Below are 18,882 nucleotides of genomic sequence, written 5' to 3' on the forward strand. Positions count from 1 at the left end.
AATATTTCACGAAATATGACAGTTCAAATGTCATATTTTGATGAATTATGGCAGCGAAAACCCAATTTATGACAGCACATTAAACTTTCGGCCAAAGATTAAGCAAAACACCCACAAAACACGCTTTATACCTTATAATTTAGCCCGCTAGCTATCAGCCCGCTCAAGAGATATTTGTATGACAACTATTATCAAGCAAGATGACTTGATCACATCGGTTAAAGATGCGCTTCAGTTCATTTCTTACTATCACCCACAAGACTTCATCCAAGCGATGAGCCGTGCGTATGACCGTGAAGAAAACAAAGCCGCTAAAGACGCGATTGCACAAATTTTAATTAACTCTCGTATGTGTGCGGAAGGCCATCGTCCTATCTGTCAAGATACGGGTATTGTGAACGTATTTCTTGAAGTGGGCTTAGACGTTAAATTTGATTTAACCATGAGCCTAGACGATGCAATTAACGAAGGTGTACGTCAAGGTTATCTTGAAAACTCAAACATTCTTCGTGCATCAGTTTTAGCTGATCCTGCTTTTGGTCGTAAAAATACCAAAGACAACACGCCTGCTGTAATTCACTACAAACTCGTACCGGGTAACAAAGTCGACATTACTGTTGCTGCTAAGGGTGGCGGTTCAGAAAACAAATCTAAACTGGCTATGCTTAACCCTTCTGACTCTATCGTGGATTGGGTACTGAAAACTGTTCCAACAATGGGTGCAGGTTGGTGTCCTCCTGGTATGCTCGGTATCGGTATTGGCGGCACTGCTGAAAAAGCCATGATGCTTGCTAAAGAAGCATTGATGGAAGAAATCAATATGGATGAACTTCTTCGTCGTGGCCCACAAAGCCAAATCGAAGAACTTCGTATTGAAATCTTCGAAAAAGTAAATGCTTTAGGTATTGGTGCTCAAGGTCTTGGCGGTTTAACCACTGTTCTTGATATCAAAATCAAAGATTACCCATGTCACGCTGCAGGTAAACCAGTGGGTATGATTCCAAACTGTGCTGCAACGCGTCATGCACATTTCCAATTAGACGGTTCAGGTGTTGCGCACATTCAAGCGCCTAGCCTAGAAGACTACCCTGCTGTAACTTGGGATTCATCAACTTCTAAACGTGTTGACTTAGACAACATCACACAAGAAGAAATGAACGCTTGGCAACCAGGTGACACACTTCTTCTTAACGGTACAATCTATACAGGTCGTGACGCTGCGCACAAACGTATGGTTGATATGCTGAACAAAGGTGAAGAACTTCCTGTCGACCTTAAAGGCAAGTTCATTTACTACGTTGGCCCAGTTGATCCTGTTGGTGATGAAGTCGTTGGTCCTGCTGGTCCGACAACTGCAACACGTATGGATAAATTCACTCGTCAAGTGTTAGAAGCAACTGGCATGTTTGGCATGATCGGTAAAGCTGACCGTGGTCCTGCTGCCATTGAAGCAATTAAAGACAACAAAGCGACTTACTTAATGGCTGTAGGCGGCGCTGCATACTTAGTATCTAAAGCGATCCGTGAAGCTGAAGTTGTTGCCTTTGCTGATTTAGGCATGGAAGCAATCTACAAATTTGTAGTGAAAGATATGCCTGTATCTGTCGCTGTAGACGTAAATGGCACATCTATACATGCGACTGCACCGAAAATCTGGCAAGCAAAAATTGGTAAAATCCCAGTAGTTGACGCTGCTGCAGGCTAATTTGCCACACTAAAAAAAGCACCCTCATAAGGGTGCTTTTTTTATGCGTTCAGCATTTAAACGCTGACAATTAAACTTAGTTCAAGCACTTTATTCAAACACCAAACTACCAAGTCAGAGGATTCCAAATTTTAAACGCTTTAGTAAGTTGTACATCCTCTTTCGGATTATATTCAGGGGCTTTTAGTTTTTGTGCATGTTTACGGACTTTACCCGAGTTTTGATCTTCTGCAACAAAGTTAAAGCTATTGGACTTTAACTCAGTAAATGCAATTTCATTCCGCCCCACTTTTTCAGGCATCAGTAAAATAGGACCAGAAACAGTTCGTTTACTCGATAAATTCTCTTCATCGTATTTAATAAAATAAGACTGCCCTGCTTCCACGACAAAATCTAAATATTTAGGTTTTTGAAAATGGTTAATCCCCAGCGGACGACTGCTCGAAAGTCGATAGTTCCCTGCGGGTACTTCCACCCAGTAATAATGATTATTAAGCAAACTTGGAATGCGTTCACCGTTTAAAAATAGGCTGGTTGCGACAATTTCTTGACGGTTCCATTTCGAATCTGGACGGTATAAATACACCACTGCAGCTTGTTCATGCTGTGGTTTGATCTCCTGAAAATGTTGTCCTTGTTTTTGATTGACCCAACCACCAATAGTGAACATGCCTAAACGATATTGCTCGATATGACCGGGCTCACTTTCAGGATCAACGGGTTTCAGTGTCGAAGCCAACTGAGGTTTCTCAATCGAAGATTTTCCATGACAACCCAGTAAAGCCAAGCTGCTTAAAAGTAGAATTGCGACTCCACGCATGATTATCCCTCACTGCGTCTTTTTTATTTTACATGTCTTGTTTTAAATTTTGCTTTCAGGCATCCACGCCATCCTGCTGAGATTAACATTGCATTTTTATTTTGGGAAATAAAAAACGTGTGCAAATCTTAGATTTACACACGTTTCGGACGAACAGCGATTATGCAGATTTAGAGTTTACAACTTTCAAATCCGACTTAGGCGCTGCCGCTTCATCTTTTTTGGGTTGGCGTTCTGCTTTAAATTCTGGCGCTGCTTCACCATTAATCACAGCTTCATTCACCACAACAGTCCCTACATCATTACGACTTGGTAAGTCGTACATAGTTTCAAGTAATGAATTTTCCAAAATTGAACGTAGACCACGCGCACCCGTATTACGATCTAATGCTTTTTTCGCCACTGCACGTAACGCAGAATCTTCAAACACCAAGTCGACATTTTCCATATCGAATAAGTATTGATATTGACGAGTTAAAGCATTTTTAGGCTCAGTTAGAATCTGCATTAATGCATCTTCATCCAACTCATCCAATGTCGCAATCACAGGTAAACGACCAATGAACTCTGGAATGAGACCAAATTTCACCAAATCTGTCGCTTCAACTTGACGGAACAAATCAGATAACTTTTTCGTTTCATCTTTCTTGCGTACTTCAGCAGTAAAACCAATACCGCCTTTTTCCTGACGTTGTTGCACGATTTTCTCTAAACCAGAGAAAGCACCGCCACAAATGAACAGGATGTTTGACGTATCAATTTGAATGAACTCTTGCTGCGGATGCTTACGTCCACCTTGTGGCGGAATTGATGCAACCGTACCTTCGATCATTTTGAGTAAAGCTTGCTGTACGCCTTCACCAGAAACATCACGGGTAATCGATGGATTTTCAGATTTACGGGTAATCTTGTCGATTTCGTCGATATAGATAATGCCTTTTTGGGCTTTTTCTACATCATAATCTGCTTTTTGAAGGAGTTTTTGAACAATGTTCTCAACATCTTCACCGACATAGCCCGCTTCAGTTAAAGTTGTTGCATCTGCCATAGCAAATGGAACGTCAAGTAGACGCGCAAGTGTTTGAGCAAGTAATGTCTTACCTGAACCTGTTGGTCCAACCAACATGATGTTACTTTTTGAAATCTCAACACCATCTTCAGGTTTCTTGCCACTCGTACCGACTTTCAGACGTTTATAGTGGTTATAAACTGCTACAGACAAGGTCTTTTTCGCGATATCTTGACCAATCACATATTGATCCAGTGCAGCACGAATTTCATGTGGTTTCGGTAAAGGACGAGTTGCCCAATCATTCGATTCGACTTGCTGACTAGTCTGAACTAGGTCAAGACATACGTCCACACACTCATTACAGATGTACGCGTCCTCACCTGCAATCAGTTTCCCGACTTCAGACTGCGTTTTACCGCAAAATGAACAATGCTTTTGTCCTTGAGGATGTTCGGACATATTCACTCCAATAATTAATTCTTTAAAACTTATGGGCGTTTAGATAAAACTTCGTCCACAAGACCGTATTCTTTTGCAGCTTGTGCTGTCATAAAGTTGTCACGGTCAGTATCTCGAGCAACAGTTTCGTAGTCTTGACCACTGTGCTCTGCCATTAAACGGTTTAAACGTTCTTTAATAAACAGAATTTCACGTGCATGAATTTCAATGTCTGATGCTTGACCACGGAAACCACCGAGCGGTTGGTGAATCATGACACGCGCATTTTCAAGACAGTAACGTTTACCTTTGGTCCCTGCATTCAGTAAGAATGCACCCATTGATGCCGCTTGTCCCATACAGTATGTAACAACGTCAGGCTTAATGAATTGCATGGTATCGTAAATTGCCATACCCGCAGTAACTGAACCACCTGGTGAGTTGATATATAAATGAATATCTTTGTCTGGGTTTTCTGCTTCTAAAAACAACATTTGCGCAACAATTAAGTTCGCCATATTGTCTTCAACTTCACCTGTTAAAAAAATCACACGTTCACGCAAAAGGCGTGAGTAAATATCAAAAGAACGCTCGCCACGAGAAGATTGCTCAACCACCATTGGCACTAGTGCGTTTTCAATTGTTGGAACATACATACGTTATTTATTCCTAAATTTTTCTGACTCAACCCATAAATCACAATATGAGGGATATTTGTCGAAATTGCAAAAGATTCCCAATTAAATAACAGATATTTTTTTCATAAGCATTGTGAAATCAGGACAACTTATTTGGGGGCAAATTTCGATAAAAAAAGGCGCTTAATGCGCCTTTTTTTTGAAAGCTAAAATTAGCCTTGTTGACGAGCTTGTTGCTCTTTCAATAAGTCTTCGTAGCTAACTTGAGTATCAGTTACTTTAGCAGATGCTAAGATGTGATCTACAACTTGATCTTCTAGAATTACTGATTCGATTTGAGCGCGTTGCTGTTTATCGTTATTGAAGTATTCAATCACTTCTTTTGGATCTTCGTAAGAAGAAGCCATGTCTTCGATGTACGCATCAACACGTGCAGCATCAACTTCAAGTTTAGCATCAGCCAATACTTTGCTTACCAATACGCCAAGTTTCACTGATTTTTCAGCTTGCTCTTTGAAAAGGTCATCTGGAAGCATGCTTGAATCAAACGCTTTAGCGCCTTGAGCACCAAACTGTTGAGTGAACTGTTGGATCATTTGTTGACGTTGACGGTCAATTTCTTGAGCAACCATAGCTTCTGGAAGTTCAACTTCGTTTGCAGCTACAAGCGCATCAAAAGCTGCACCTTTCACTTGGTTACGAAGACCGTTTTTCACTTCACGTTCCATGTTTTTACGAACATCAGCTTTCAGTTTTTCGATGCCTTCTTCTTCAGTAAGACCGAAGATTTTTAAGAATTCAGCATCAACTTCAGGAAGTTTTTGTTTTTCAACAAGTTTCACAGTGATTTTGAATTGAGCAGCTTTACCAGCAAGGTTTTCAGCTTGGTAGTCTTCAGGGAAAGTTACATCGATAACTTTCTCTTCGCCTTTCTTCATACCAACGATACCGTCTTCGAAGCCAGGGATCATACGACCAGAACCTAAAACAAGTTTAAAGTCTTCAGCTGCGCCGCCTTCAAACTTCTCGCCATCAACAGTACCTTCGAAATCGAAAGTTACTTGCATGTCTTTTTTAGCCATGCCTTTAGTTTCAGCCCAAGAAGCGCGTTGCTTTTGAAGATTTTCAATCATCTTCTCAACGTCTTTGTCGTCTACTGAAGTTGCTTTACGTTCAACTTCTAGACCTTCGAATTTCGCTTCAACTTCTGGATAAACTTCAACAGTTGCTTCATAAACTAAAGCATCATCTTTCATTTCAGTTTTTTCGATGTTTGGCATGCCAACAGCATTGATTTTTTCTTGTTGGATTGCTTCGAATACTGTGTCACGAATGATGTCGTTAACTACTTCTTGGTAGATACCAGCACCGTATTCACGACGAACAACGTTTACAGGCACTTTACCTTGACGGAAGCCGTTGATCTTCACAGTTTTGGCAGTGCGTTTCAAGCGAGCTTCAAACTGCTCGTTAATACGGCTCGTCGGTACAGATACATTTAAACGACGGGCAACGCCCGAAACCGCTTCAGAAGTTACTTGCATGGCTTCCTCGATAATTTGTTAATAAAACAGTTTTAAAAAAAGTGCCACATTATATGACAACAATTAAAGATATACAAAGAGGGATTATAACACCATAAATTCAGCCTAGGCTGCCCTTCTCACATTTAGATCATTTTAAAGTTTTTTAGTTAATTTTGGTTATTTTTTAATTAATTATTGAAAATGAGAAACTTTCTCACTATTATTCTTAATGCTACATTTTTTAATTTTTTTCATACATTTATCTCGTCCATATTTGGAATTCTTTTATGAGTAATTTTAATCTCAACCCTATTTCCGCTGCTTTAATTGGGGCAATCGTAACCACTGCAAGTTTCACACATGCTGAAACGGCTGAATCTCAAGCTCAACAGATGGAGACCATTGTTGTTACTGCTGCTGGCTTTGAACAAAAAATCAAGGATGCACCTGCCAGTATTTCTGTCATTTCCAAAGCTGAATTAGAAAAAAAGCCATACATGACTTTACTGGATGCCGTACGCGAGCTTGAAGGTGTAGATATTGGCGAGACCAACGATAAAACAGGGCAAGGCTCTATTTCTATGCGTGGTATGGGTGGTGATTACACACTTATTCTCATTGATGGTAAGCGCCAAAATAACCATGGCGACATTTATCCAAACAGTTTTGGTGGCAACCAGTTCAACCATATCCCACCTCTAGATTCAATTGAACGTATTGAAGTTATTCGCGGTCCTGCCTCTACCCTTTATGGTGCAGATGCAATGGGCGGTGTAATCAACATCATTACAAAAAAAGTATCAGATAGTTGGTCAGGGTCTGTGACTCATAGTCGGACTTTTGAAGAAAATGATGATTTTGGTGCAGACAGCACCATTGATTTCAATCTTATGGGGCCGCTGATTAAAGATAAATTAGGACTAACAGTACGTGGCAGTTTATATGAGCGGGATGAATCAAATCCTACATATGCGCCTGCTACAGATCCAAACGGCGTCGTGCATGACCGTACATTAGGTTTTGGCGGTGGTGGACGTACTGTAAATAATGTAAATATGTCATTAGGTGCCCGCTTATCTTGGAATATTTCAGATAATCAAACGGTTTGGGCTGATATTGATACTTCTCAACAAGAATATGATAACGATAAAGGTCAGTTAGGTACGGTCGACAGCATTGATTCGATTTGGCGTCAAAATTGTACAACAGCCAAGCCTTGCACCCGTGCAGACCCTCGTGCAGGCTATGCTAAAGAGCAAAAATTTACGCGTGACACATGGTCTTTAACCCATGAAGGCGAATGGAATTTCGGTAAAAGCTTTGTATCTTTGGCGCACGTGGAGACCAATAACAAAGGTCGTACATTACCATTCACTGTTTCAGAGCGAAAACAACTTCTTGAAATGCTGAATGGCACAGGCAATTATGCGGGGCTATCAGAAGCGGAACGTAAAAAGATTGCAGAAGCAACATTCTTACCTCGTCCATCACGTACTTTAGAAAGTGCCCAATATACACTAGATGCAAATGTAGCTATGCCATTTGAACTGGCAGGTGAACACAATGTGATTGTTGGAACTCAAATTATCCGCGGTGAATTAACCGATGGTGTTTTTGGTATGGAGTCTGGTACGCCAGCACAAGTCCAAGATCATAATATGTGGTCATTATTTGCTGAAGATACATGGCAAATCACACAGCCTTTCGCCTTAACAACTGGTTTACGTTATGACAATCATGAAGTTTTTGGCGACCAATTAAGTCCTCGCTTATACGGCGTATATAACTTTAGTGATGCATTTACAGTTAAAGGTGGTGTAAGTACAGGTTATAAAACACCTAAAACCACTCAGCTTTATGACGGCATTGTCGGTTTTGGCGGTCAAGGAACCTCTCCACAATTTGGTAACCCAGATTTAGAACCTGAAACAAGTATTAGCTCAGAGTTAGCCGCATATTGGCAGCATCCAGCAGGCCATAACTTTAATGCGACTGTCTTCCATAATAAATTTGAAGATAAAATTGACTCTCAGGCATGCGGTGGCACTACAGGTTTAATCTGCGCAAATACAGGTGAATATCAAGATCTTGGCTATTCATCTACTACACGTACTGTCAATATTGATGAGGTTGTTATTCAAGGGCTAGAACTGGCTGGAAAATTACAGCTGCTCGATCAACTCTCTTTACGTGCAAACTACACTTATACAGATAGCGAACAGAAAAGTGGTGCTGAAAAAGGCCTACCTCTTGGCAATACTGCCAAGCATATGGTTAATGCAACACTCGATTGGAAAGCAACAGATTCAATCAATCTATTCTTAACCTCTGAATACCGTGCGGACCGTTTTGACCAAGTAAATGCGGACACAAATGAAGCTTTATATTTCAAAGATTCTACAGTTTTCCATTTAGGCAGTTCATATAAAATCAATGATATGTTTACTGTAAATGCTCGTGTAAACAACTTATTCGATGAAGACTTCACCACATACAAAACTACATTTACTGCGGATGCCAATGGTGATTACACCCCTAGCTATCGTGATGACTACAATAATAAGTACAAATCACGCAGCTACTGGTTAAGTATTAACACGAAGTTTTAAATTTCATTAAGTAAAAAACCTGCTTCGGCAGGTTTTTTTACATCAACAATTTACGATTTATGCTTATTTAATTCACAATCATGGCTATATTTATAATCTCAATCAAATACAAATTAATAACAAATTTTATCAATATCTAATAAAAACATAATTTTAACTAATACTTGTTATATCATTACATTAAATACTACTATCACAATGTGATTATTTATCGTGATTTACAATCTTATAATAGTGTAAGAACAAATAAGAATCATTATTATTCGCATACAAATTCACTATTCCAAATCGGGTTCGAAATGGCCTTCATTAAAACACGTAAGAAAATTTTTTCTTCGGCAATTGCTTCTTCTCTTTCAATCGTTGCAGCGAATGCAATGGCAGACCAAGGAGATCAAAATGTCACTCAACTCGATACGATTTATCAAACTGTAAAAAAAGAGAATTACAAAGTCGAGAAAGCGTCATCTGATAAATTTACGCAATCTCAACTAAACACTACTCAGACCATGGCCATTATTCCTGAGAAAGTATTAAAAGAACAAAATGCCACAACTCTGACGGAAGCACTTCGAAATGTTCCTGGTGTAGGTACGTTCTCTCTTGGTGAAAATGGACGTATGAATACTGGTGATGCTGTTACCATGCGTGGTTTTGATACAGCAAATAGTATTTTTATTGATGGAGTACGTGACTTGGGTAACGTTACTCGAGACATGTTTAACTACGAACAAATTGAAGTATTTAAAGGCCCTGCTGGGACGGATAATGGTCGTACTGCCGCATCAGGTGCAATCAATTTATCTACGAAAGAAGCAAAACTTCAAGACTCTAATAATGCAACTCTTGGCTTCGGCTCAGATGAATATTACCGAGCGACTGCTGATATCAATAAAGCAATAAACGATACAACTGCCATTCGTTTTAATGCTATGGGTGAAAGCTCAGACGGTATTGGTCGTGACGGTGTTGAAAATGAAAAATGGGCTGCTGCACTATCAGCTGGTTTTGGTTTAGGTACAGATCTTCGCCTTTTCCTCGACTATTTACACACTGAACAAGACAACGTATTAGATGGTGGTATACCAACTGTTGGTTTACCTGGGTTTGATGCGACTAAAAGTAGTAATGCAGTTATTAAAAGTCTTGCACCATATCTAAATAGCCATAAAGTGGATACGTCAAACTATTATGGCGCACCTGAAGACTTTGATGATGTCACTGCTGACATGGCAACTGCTCGTCTAGAATATGATTTATCAGATAATACGAAAATCAAGAATACCTCTCGTTGGGGTAAAACAGAGCATCAATATTTAACCACTTTCTCGGGTAATGCCTACACAACAACGTCAACAGACCTGAATGATCCTACCGCAATGCGTGTTTCTGGCAGTGCAAATAATAGCGATACTGAAAATGAGATTATTACCAACCAAACTAGCTTGGTTACGAGTTTCAATACAGGCCGCTTAAAACATGATGTCAGCACAGGGGTTGAATTTACACGTGAAGAAATGAAAACACGTGGTTGGACAGCTACAGTTACGGGTACAAATTCACTTTATAATCCACAAGGCACTGTACATACAGCTTTAGTCAGAAATACCAATGGTAATGGTGATTCTGAAGGTCAAATGGATACTTACTCTATTTTTGCCTTCGACACTATTGAAATTTCACCACAATTTTCTGTGAATGGTGGCGTCCGTCTTGATCATTATAAACTAGACTCAGATTCTTTCGTGAACACGGCGGCTTCAGGACAACCTGCTAACTATGAAGCCATTAATCTTAAAGATGATGGCAATCTGTTTAACTGGAAAGTCGGTGCACTCTACAAACCCACAGCAAATGGTAGCTTGTATGCTAACTACGCTATCCAGCAACAAGCACCAGGTACAATTACAGGTGGTGATGGTATCGGTAATGCCAATGCATTTGCTCCATCTGGTTCAGCTAGCAGCAACAACAATTTAGAACTTGATCCTCAAGAAATTGAAACCATTGAAGTTGGTGCTAAATGGGAGTTTTTCGAGAATAAACTACTTTTAACGGGCGCACTTTTCCAAACTGAACTCACAAATGAGTTGGAAAAAGATGGGGAAGAATACTACCAAACTGGTGAAAAATCGGTTAAAGGTGTTGAACTTGGTGTGATTGGTAACATCAATGACAATTGGCAAGTTACTGCTGGTTATACACACCAAAAAACAGACATTAAAAATGTAACCCAAGCTGCGAGCGGCCAACAAGTTTCAGCAGATGGTTCAAGTAAAATGCCATTTACACCATCTGATGCATTCACATTGTGGACAACCTACAATATGGATAAATGGACGATTGGCAGTGGTGCGCGCTATAACGGCGAAATGACCAAAAATAAAGATGGTAACCAAGTTGGACCTTCTGTCATTCCTGATTATTGGGTATTTGATTCAATGGTTGGCTACCAAGCAACCCCAAATGTTGGCATTCAGTTCAACATCAACAATTTGTTTGATGAAGACTATATTAGCAGCATTAACCGTGGTGGATTACGCTACACAGCAGGTGCAGAACGTAACTATCGCCTGACATTTAATTTTAAATTCTAAATTAAATATTCTAAAAAAAAGCCTTAATCTTGTATTAGGGCTTTTTTTATTTATGCTTATGTTTTGTAGATTTGATTAAAATTAGATTAAGGTTACATTATGCTTCTTCATGTCCCTCATGTCCTTTCAAAGCAACAAGTTCAAAGCATCAGACAAGCGATGAACCAAGATAATCAATGGGTTTCAGGAAAAAATTCAGCTGGAGCACAAGCTCAAAATATCAAAGAAAACTTACAAATCAATTCAAACAGTGAGCTATATCAACTATTAAGTCAGCAAGTATTACAGCAAATTAAAGAAAGTATGCTCATTCAGTCTTTTGCATTACCGAATGAAATATTGTCCCCATTATTCAATTGTTACCAGAACGTGGGGCATTATGGTAATCATGTCGACAATGCAATCCATTACTATAAAGAAAAAAATAAGACTGTTCGTACAGATGTCTCAATGACCATTTTTTTATCAGAACCTGATGAATATGAAGGTGGTGAACTGATCATAGAAGATACTTATGGTGAACACGAAGTAAAGTTAGATGCTGGCGATGCAATTGTTTATCCAGCGACTAGTCTACATCGCGTTGAACCAGTTACTTCAGGCTCCCGTATTGCTGCATGCACTTGGGTACAAAGCATGGTCAAAGATGATTGGCAGAGAAGTATGCTCTTTAATTTAGATCTGACGATTATGCAATTACGACAAAATTTAGGCGATACCAAAGAAATTTTACAACTGACGAACCATTACCATAATCTTTTACGTCAATGGGCAGATCTATGAGTCAACAATCGACATTACAACCACTTACTCAGATTCCTGCTCATTTGCAAACCATTGCCGATTACGAAAAAGAGGCTGAACTGCACCTTTCTCATATGGTGTGGCAATACCTACAAGGTGGTTCGATGAATGAACACAGTGTACGTGGCAATTTGTCTCAGTTTGAACACATAAAACTACTACCGCGTATGCTGAAAGATTTGACCCAAGGTCATACCCATATTGAGATCTTAGGCCAACGTTTTCCGCACCCAATATTTATTGCACCTATTGGGCATCAACAACAGTTTCATCCCGATGCAGAAGCTGCAACCGCGCTAGCCGCTGAAGTTATGGGTTGCAATATGATCCTCAGTACATTTACCAATACGGATATGCGTACACTTAAAAAAGATAATCCGTATAAATGGTTTCAGCTGTATTGGCAAGGTGAACGCAAAAGATCTCTCGCTTTGGTTAAAATGGCAGAAGAACATGGCTATAAAACTATAGTGGTTACTATTGACTCTCCACACTCAGGAATTCGAGATCGAGAGAGACATGCTTTTTTTGAATTACCTAAACATGAACCACAACCTCATCATTTTATTCAACAACCTCAAACTAATGAAAATGAACATCCCCTATTTCAAGGTTTAATGAAAATCGCGCCCATTTGGGATGATATTGCATGGCTCAGCCAACAAACCAGTTTGCCCATTATTCTCAAAGGCATTGTCAATCCACACGATGCAAAACTCGCACTGCAACATGGGGTACAAGGTATCATCGTATCAAATCATGGTGGACGGGTACTGGATGGCTGCATTCCCCCTTTAACCGCTTTACAACTAATTAAAAAAGTTGTGCCTGCTGATTTCCCTGTTTTATATGATGGCGGCATTCGTCGTGGTTCTGATGTATTCAAAGCTATTGCCTTGGGTGCTTCGGCAGTTTTAGTTGGGCGTCCTTGTATCTATGGTTTAGCAACAGCTGGCGCTTTGGGTGTGGCTCATGTGCTCAAAATATTAAAAGAAGAATTTGAAATTACGATGGCCTTAATGGGAACGGCTACCGTAAATGAAATCTCAACAGATTATATTTTTCAAAAATAGTGATTTTATAGAAAAATATTTTCCTCAAATAAACCTATAGCGCAAAAATAGGAAATTATTTTCGGAATAATTAAACTAATATTTAGTTATAGGTTTACAAGTTATACGGTAAAGCTAAGTGATGTGAATCCTAAAGGATTTATGCTGACTTACGACTAAAGACTCCGAATTTAAACTTGTAAATGGTTAGAATAGACACAATCTATATAAGTAGTACCTTGCCGTTTATCCACGACATTTAGCTGATGGTGCTATAAGGAGTTTTCACATGATGTTGGCAGATCCAAGCAAAAAATACCGTCGCATGTACCAGCGTGTTGACTTACCAGACCGTCAATGGCCGAATAACGAAATCAACAAAGCGCCAATCTGGATGAGTACCGACCTACGTGACGGTAACCAAGCGATCTTTGAGCCAATGAACATTGAACAAAAGTTCAAAATGTTCCAAATGCTTGTGAAAATTGGTTTCAAACATATTGAAATTGGCTTCCCTTCTGCATCGCAAATCGACTTCGACTTTACCCGTTTGTTGATTGAAGGCGGTCATATTCCAGATGATGTTTACATCGAAGTTTTGGTTCAAGCACGTGATCATTTGATTCAACGCACATTTGAATCTTTACAAGGTGCAAAACGTGCCATCGTGCATATTTACAACTCAAACTCACCAACATTCCGTAATAAAGTGTTGAATGTTGATGTTGCTGGTGCAAAACAATTGGCGATCAATGCTGCTCAAAAAGTGAAAGAGTATGCTGCGAAACAGCCTGAAACCGAATTTGTATTCCAGTACAGCCCTGAATGTTTCTCTGCAACAGAATTAGAAGTTGCCAAAGACGTGTGCGATGCTGTGACTGAAATTTGGGAAGCTTCTCCAACTAATAAAGTGATCTTGAACTTACCTGCTACAGTTGAAGTTTCTGGCCCGAATGTTTATGCCGACCAAATTGAGTGGATGCACCGCAACATACAACGCCGTGATGGTGTGATCATTTCCGTACATTGTCATAATGACCGTGGCTGTGGTATTGCGGCATCAGAATTAGCCATTATGGCAGGTGCTGACCGTGTTGAAGGTTGTGTATTTGGGAATGGTGAACGTACTGGTAACGTGGACGTTGCAGCGATTGCTTTGAACATGTACACCCAAGGTGTGGCACCAAACTTAGACTTCTCTAACATTAACGAAATTATTTCGACCATTGAAGAATGCACAGGCTTGCCCGTACATCCTCGCCACCCATATGCAGGTGACTTGGTCTTTACTGCATTCTCTGGTTCACACCAAGATGCAATCAAAAAAGGTTTCGAGTTCCAAAAGAACGAAGAAATTTGGGATATGCCATACTTACCAATCGATCCGAAAGATTTGGGTCGCGACTATGATGCTGTCATTCGTGTCAATTCACAGTCAGGTAAAGGTGGTATCGCATACTTGTTAGAATCAAATTACAACGTGGTATTACCTCGTCGTATTCAAATTGAATTCTCTCAAATCGTTCAGCAAAAAACCGATGAAGACGGTACTGAAATCTCGGCTCAAGCCATTTGGAGCTTGTTCAAAGATACTTATGTTGCAGCGAAAGATTCACATTACTCAGCGAAGAACTATCGTTTACACGATGAAAATGGCAAGCAAGTCATTGAGCTTGATGTTGAAATCAATGGTGAAATTCAGCAATTGCGCGGTGAAGGCAACGGTCCAATCTCTGCAATCTTGAACGCATTACAGTTGCCAATCGACGTATTAAACTACGAAGAGCGCAGCATTAGTTCAGGTGCACATGCCAAAGCTTTAGCGTTGATTGAACTTCAAGTGAAAGGCACTGGTAAGTCTGCATTTGGTGCAGGTGTCCATGACAACATCGTGACTTCTTCAATTGAAGCGATTATTGCCAGCACCAATCGTTTGATTGACCAAGGCGTTTTAAGCACTGAACAATTGATTGCAGCAGCCGTCTAATTCAGCGCTATAAATAACAAATAGCACTAAAATGACTTTAGAAGGATACCCTCAAGTGGTATCCTTTTATTATTCATACTAAAGATTTAAGGCGAATAATTCCTGTGTCTTTTCCAGCTGACTCAGTGGGCTTAGTTACCCCGCAAAAGTTTACTTTTGAAGAGCCGTTAGAGCTCGAATGCGATCGCATCCTCCCACGTTTTGAACTCATGGTTGAAACTTATGGCGAATTGAATGCAGACAAATCCAATGCGATTTTGATTTGTCATGCACTTTCAGGTCATCACCATGCAGCAGGTTATCATCACGAAGATGACCGCAAACCGGGATGGTGGGACGCATGTATTGGACCAGGCAAAGCGATTGATACCTCAAAATTCTTTGTGGTTGCGCTCAACAATATTGGTGGCTGTAGCGGTTCTACAGGTCCAACCTCTCCAAATCCTGAAAATGACAATCGTCCATATGGTCCTGATTTTCCATTGGTGACTGTGCGTGACTGGGTCAAAACCCAAACCATGCTGTCTGACCGTTTAGGCATTCAGCAATGGTATGCAGTGATTGGTGGTTCCCTCGGGGGGATGCAAGCCTTACAGTGGTCGGTGGATTATCCTGATCGTCTGCAAAAATGCGTCATTATTGCCAGTGCACCAAAATTGTCTGCACAGAACATTGCTTTCAACGAAGTGGCACGTCAGTCAATTTTATCTGATCCAGACTTCCATGATGGGCGTTATTTGGAAAACGATAGCTATCCAAAACGCGGTTTAATTTTGGCACGTATGGTCGGTCATATTACCTACTTGTCTGAAGAAGCCATGAAACAAAAATTTGGTCGTGACTTAAAGTCGGGCAAATTTATGTATGGTTTCGATGTCGAATTCCAAGTCGAAAGCTATTTGCGTTATCAAGGTGAGCAATTCAGCCGTAACTTTGATGCCAATACCTATCTCATTATGACCAAGGCTTTGGACTATTTCGATCCATCGCGTGAATACGAACAGTCTTTGAAAAAAGCCATGTCGAATACCACATGTAAATTTTTGGTGGTGTCGTTCACGACCGACTGGCGTTTCACCCCTGCACGCTCGCAAGAAATTGTAGATGCATTAATTAGCAACCACAAACCTGTGAGCTATCTCGACATTGATGCCGAACAGGGTCATGACTCATTCTTATTCCCGATTCCTTTATATATAAAAAGCTTACGTGCATTCCTAGGTGGTGAACAACACCTGCAAGCAACACCGAAGGAGACCAACTAATGCGTATTGATCATCAACTGGCTGAACGTTGGATTAAACCCGATTCAAGCGTACTTGATTTAGGTTGTGGTGATGGTGAGTTGCTTGCACATATGAGCAAAAAGCATAATATTCGCGCATATGGATTAGAAATTGATCAGGAAAAGATTGCAATTGCGGTCAGTCGCGGGTTAAATATCATCCAGCAGGACTTAAACTTAGGTTTAAGCCGATTTGCCGATCAGTCTTTTGACTATGTCGTTATGGCACAAGCCTTGCAAGCTGTAGATGCACCAGACGTTCTTTTACGAGACATGGTGCGTGTGGGGAAACAAGCCATTATTACTTTTCCTAACTTCGCGCATTGGAAGACACGTTCTTTCCTTGCTCTGAAAGGAATGATGCCTGTTTCGGACGCGTTACCCTATATGTGGTATAACACGCCCAATATTCATTTATGTACCTTCCGAGATTTTGAAGCGCTGTGTGCTGAAAATAACATCCGGATTATTAACCGACTTGCCGTAAATGGGGATCAACAAGACAGTTTACTCAGTAAACGTCTCCCAAATCTATTTGGTGAAGTCGCAATTTATCGAGTGAGCGCTCTATGAAAAAATTATTATTAAGCACGACGCTACTGATTGGACTTTTTAGCATACAAGCCCATGCGGATTATGTTACTCCATCATCTTCAGTTTCTAGCCAAGCTGCACAATATTCAGTGATGGATATTAACAGTCTAAGTAAAGCAGCTAAATCTGGTCAAGCAGGTGCGCAGTTCTACTTAGGCACCAAGTATCAACAAGGTAAAGACGTTGCTAAAGATGAGCGTCAAGCTTTTGCTTGGTATAAAGCCGCTGCAGATCAAGGTTTATCTGCTGCGCAGCTTAATGTTGGTCGTATGTTGGCTGACGGTATTGGCACTAAAAAAGATGAAAGTCTCGCTCGTCAATACTTTGAAAAAGCGGCTAGCCGTGGTGATAACCGCGCAAGCTTTAACTTAGCGATGATGGAAGAGCAAAAGAAAAACTACATGGGTGCATACCAATGGTATGAACTTTCAACCCGTGATGGCATGCTCGACAACAAAGTGATCAGCTTATCTGAAGGTAAGAAAACTGCTTTGGCAGCCAACTTAAGCCAAGACCAAATTCGTCAAGCACGTGACCGTGCCGACAAATGGATTCAAGCACAATAAGTTTTTTGAATCTTAAATAGCACCTTCGGGTGCTTTTTTATTGCCTGTCTGAATCCACATCTTGCTAAAATAGTCCCAAATTTAGTTTTAAGGTACATCTTCACATGTCTTCAACCGATTGGCTATCCCAAGGCACGCTTGTTTTAGCAAGCAATAACAAAGGTAAAATTGCAGAATTTGAAAAAATGTTTGCAGAACTGAAACTTCCTGTTGAAGTGGTTCCTCAAGGTCAATTAAACATCGAAGATGCCATTGAAGACGGTTTAAGCTTTGTCGAAAATGCCATTATCAAAGCGCGTCATGCATCAAAAATTTCAGGTAAACCTGCCATTGCCGATGACTCAGGCATTTGTGTGCCTGTACTCGGCGGCGCACCAGGCATTTACTCTGCACGCTTTGCAGGTGAACATGGCAATGATGCAGCCAATAATGAAAAACTGCTACACAAACTAAAACCGCTTCGTAAAGAAGGCGAAGTCATTGAAGGTATGTTTGTTTGTGTCTTGGCTTTGGTACAACATGCAGAAGATCCACTCCCTCAAATTTTCCAAGGCATTTGGACAGGTGAAGTCATGGAAGCGGCACGTGGCGAAAACGGCTTTGGTTATGACCCATTATTTTGGTTACCCGAACTCAATGTCTCTAGCGCTGAACTCTCAAAAGAAGAGAAAAATAAAATCAGTCATCGTGGTCAGGCAATGAAACTGTTTAAAGCGAGCTTAGTGAAATAATTCATCGCTATAACTCTCTCCCATAGGGAGGGAGAACTTTTTGGTTTTTATAATGTTGATCTTATAAATGCAAAATTGCACCATATATCGTTATCACTACACAGCTCATAATCGTTCCAGCAGCGATATAGCGCGCTGAAACACCTGTTCCTTGATAATGGGTTTCAAGCGCCACAATATTGGCTGCAGGCGGCAAGCAAAACAGCATAAACATCACGCCAATGTACTTTTCGATCTGTGGAATTGGAATCAGCCAATAGGTCAGGCTACAAATCACCACTCCAACTGTAATCTTCATGATAAATATACGACTACTGTTGAGTAAATCAATCCACTGTACTTTGGTTTGTCGCAGCCACATACCGAGTACACACATACCCGTAAAGCTCATTCCCACTTTAGCCACTTGATACAACACATCCAACAACTGATGCGCTTGTAGATGTTGCAAACCGATCAGTCGGCACACACCAGCAATCATCAAGGCAAATACTGGCGGTGACATCGCCACTTTTTTA

14 protein-coding genes and 1 pseudogene are annotated in these 18,882 nt (G+C 40.4%); 10 read left to right on the top strand and 5 right to left on the bottom strand.

Annotated features, from left to right (window positions below; genetic code table 11):
- Window positions 1-178: 178 nt before the first annotated feature.
- Window positions 179-1,705, top strand: coding sequence for a fumarate hydratase (locus tag B9T33_RS12780; protein ID WP_086179289.1), 1,527 nt, complete (start codon window positions 179-181; stop codon window positions 1,703-1,705).
- 106 nt (window positions 1,706-1,811) lie between these two features.
- Here B9T33_RS12780 and B9T33_RS12785 read toward each other — a convergent pair whose 3' ends face one another.
- The 4 genes from B9T33_RS12785 to tig all read right to left on the bottom strand — a co-directional run bounded on the left by B9T33_RS12785 (window position 1,812) and on the right by tig (window position 6,157).
- Window positions 1,812-2,525 carry a DUF2846 domain-containing protein gene (locus B9T33_RS12785; RefSeq protein WP_086179290.1) on the bottom strand — a complete coding sequence of 238 codons (714 nt, stop codon included), beginning with the start codon at window positions 2,523-2,525 and terminating at the stop codon, window positions 1,812-1,814.
- Between the two features lie 160 nt (window positions 2,526-2,685).
- On the bottom strand, window positions 2,686-3,996 hold the full coding sequence (gene clpX / locus B9T33_RS12790; RefSeq protein WP_086179291.1) for an ATP-dependent protease ATP-binding subunit ClpX: 1,311 nt from the start codon (window positions 3,994-3,996) through the stop codon (window positions 2,686-2,688).
- A gap of 29 nt (window positions 3,997-4,025) precedes the next feature.
- Window positions 4,026-4,631 carry an ATP-dependent Clp endopeptidase proteolytic subunit ClpP gene (gene clpP / locus B9T33_RS12795; protein WP_067763662.1) on the bottom strand — a complete coding sequence of 202 codons (606 nt, stop codon included), beginning with the start codon at window positions 4,629-4,631 and terminating at the stop codon, window positions 4,026-4,028.
- 194 nt (window positions 4,632-4,825) lie between these two features.
- The gene (tig, locus tag B9T33_RS12800) at window positions 4,826-6,157 is read right to left on the bottom strand and encodes a trigger factor (protein WP_086179292.1); all 1,332 of its coding nucleotides are present in this window, start codon (window positions 6,155-6,157) and stop codon (window positions 4,826-4,828) included.
- 269 nt (window positions 6,158-6,426) lie between these two features.
- Here tig and B9T33_RS12805 point away from each other — a divergent pair, with 269 nt between their 5' ends.
- From B9T33_RS12805 to rdgB, 9 genes are all read left to right on the top strand, one after another.
- Window positions 6,427-8,748, top strand: coding sequence for a TonB-dependent receptor domain-containing protein (locus B9T33_RS12805; RefSeq protein WP_086179293.1), 2,322 nt, complete (start codon window positions 6,427-6,429; stop codon window positions 8,746-8,748).
- 299 nt (window positions 8,749-9,047) lie between these two features.
- A complete protein-coding gene (locus B9T33_RS12810) occupies window positions 9,048-11,345 on the top strand; it encodes a catecholate siderophore receptor Fiu (protein ID WP_086179294.1) in 2,298 nt (765 codons plus the stop codon).
- A 99-nt stretch (window positions 11,346-11,444) separates the two neighbouring features.
- Window positions 11,445-12,128, top strand: coding sequence for a Fe2+-dependent dioxygenase (locus B9T33_RS12815; protein ID WP_086179295.1), 684 nt, complete (start codon window positions 11,445-11,447; stop codon window positions 12,126-12,128).
- The gene (locus B9T33_RS12820; protein WP_086179296.1) at window positions 12,125-13,222 is read left to right on the top strand and encodes an alpha-hydroxy acid oxidase; all 1,098 of its coding nucleotides are present in this window, start codon (window positions 12,125-12,127) and stop codon (window positions 13,220-13,222) included. Before B9T33_RS12815 ends, B9T33_RS12820 begins: the two co-directional genes overlap by 4 nt.
- Window positions 13,223-13,490: 268 nt before the next feature.
- Window positions 13,491-15,188 (top strand): 2-isopropylmalate synthase, encoded by a 1,698-nt coding sequence (gene leuA, locus B9T33_RS12825; protein ID WP_086179297.1) that lies wholly within the window; start codon window positions 13,491-13,493, stop codon window positions 15,186-15,188.
- Between the two features lie 104 nt (window positions 15,189-15,292).
- A complete protein-coding gene (metX, locus tag B9T33_RS12830) occupies window positions 15,293-16,453 on the top strand; it encodes a homoserine O-succinyltransferase MetX (protein ID WP_086179298.1) in 1,161 nt (386 codons plus the stop codon).
- Window positions 16,453-17,046 carry a methionine biosynthesis protein MetW gene (gene metW / locus B9T33_RS12835; RefSeq protein ID WP_067763682.1) on the top strand — a complete coding sequence of 198 codons (594 nt, stop codon included), beginning with the start codon at window positions 16,453-16,455 and terminating at the stop codon, window positions 17,044-17,046. The genes metX and metW overlap by 1 nt, the downstream gene beginning before the upstream one ends.
- A complete protein-coding gene (locus B9T33_RS12840; protein WP_086179299.1) occupies window positions 17,043-17,633 on the top strand; it encodes a tetratricopeptide repeat protein in 591 nt (196 codons plus the stop codon). The genes metW and B9T33_RS12840 overlap by 4 nt, the downstream gene beginning before the upstream one ends.
- A gap of 104 nt (window positions 17,634-17,737) precedes the next feature.
- Window positions 17,738-18,364, top strand: a complete 627-nt coding sequence (gene rdgB / locus B9T33_RS12845) for an RdgB/HAM1 family non-canonical purine NTP pyrophosphatase (RefSeq protein WP_086179300.1) — start codon at window positions 17,738-17,740, stop codon at window positions 18,362-18,364.
- A 61-nt stretch (window positions 18,365-18,425) separates the two neighbouring features.
- On the opposite strand, the pseudogene B9T33_RS12850 reads toward rdgB, so the two are convergent.
- Window positions 18,426-18,882 (bottom strand): annotated as a pseudogene (locus B9T33_RS12850) (permease); the annotation flags it as partial.

Source organism: Acinetobacter sp. ANC 5054, from assembly GCF_002135295.1.
Lineage (GTDB): Bacteria > Pseudomonadota > Gammaproteobacteria > Pseudomonadales > Moraxellaceae > Acinetobacter.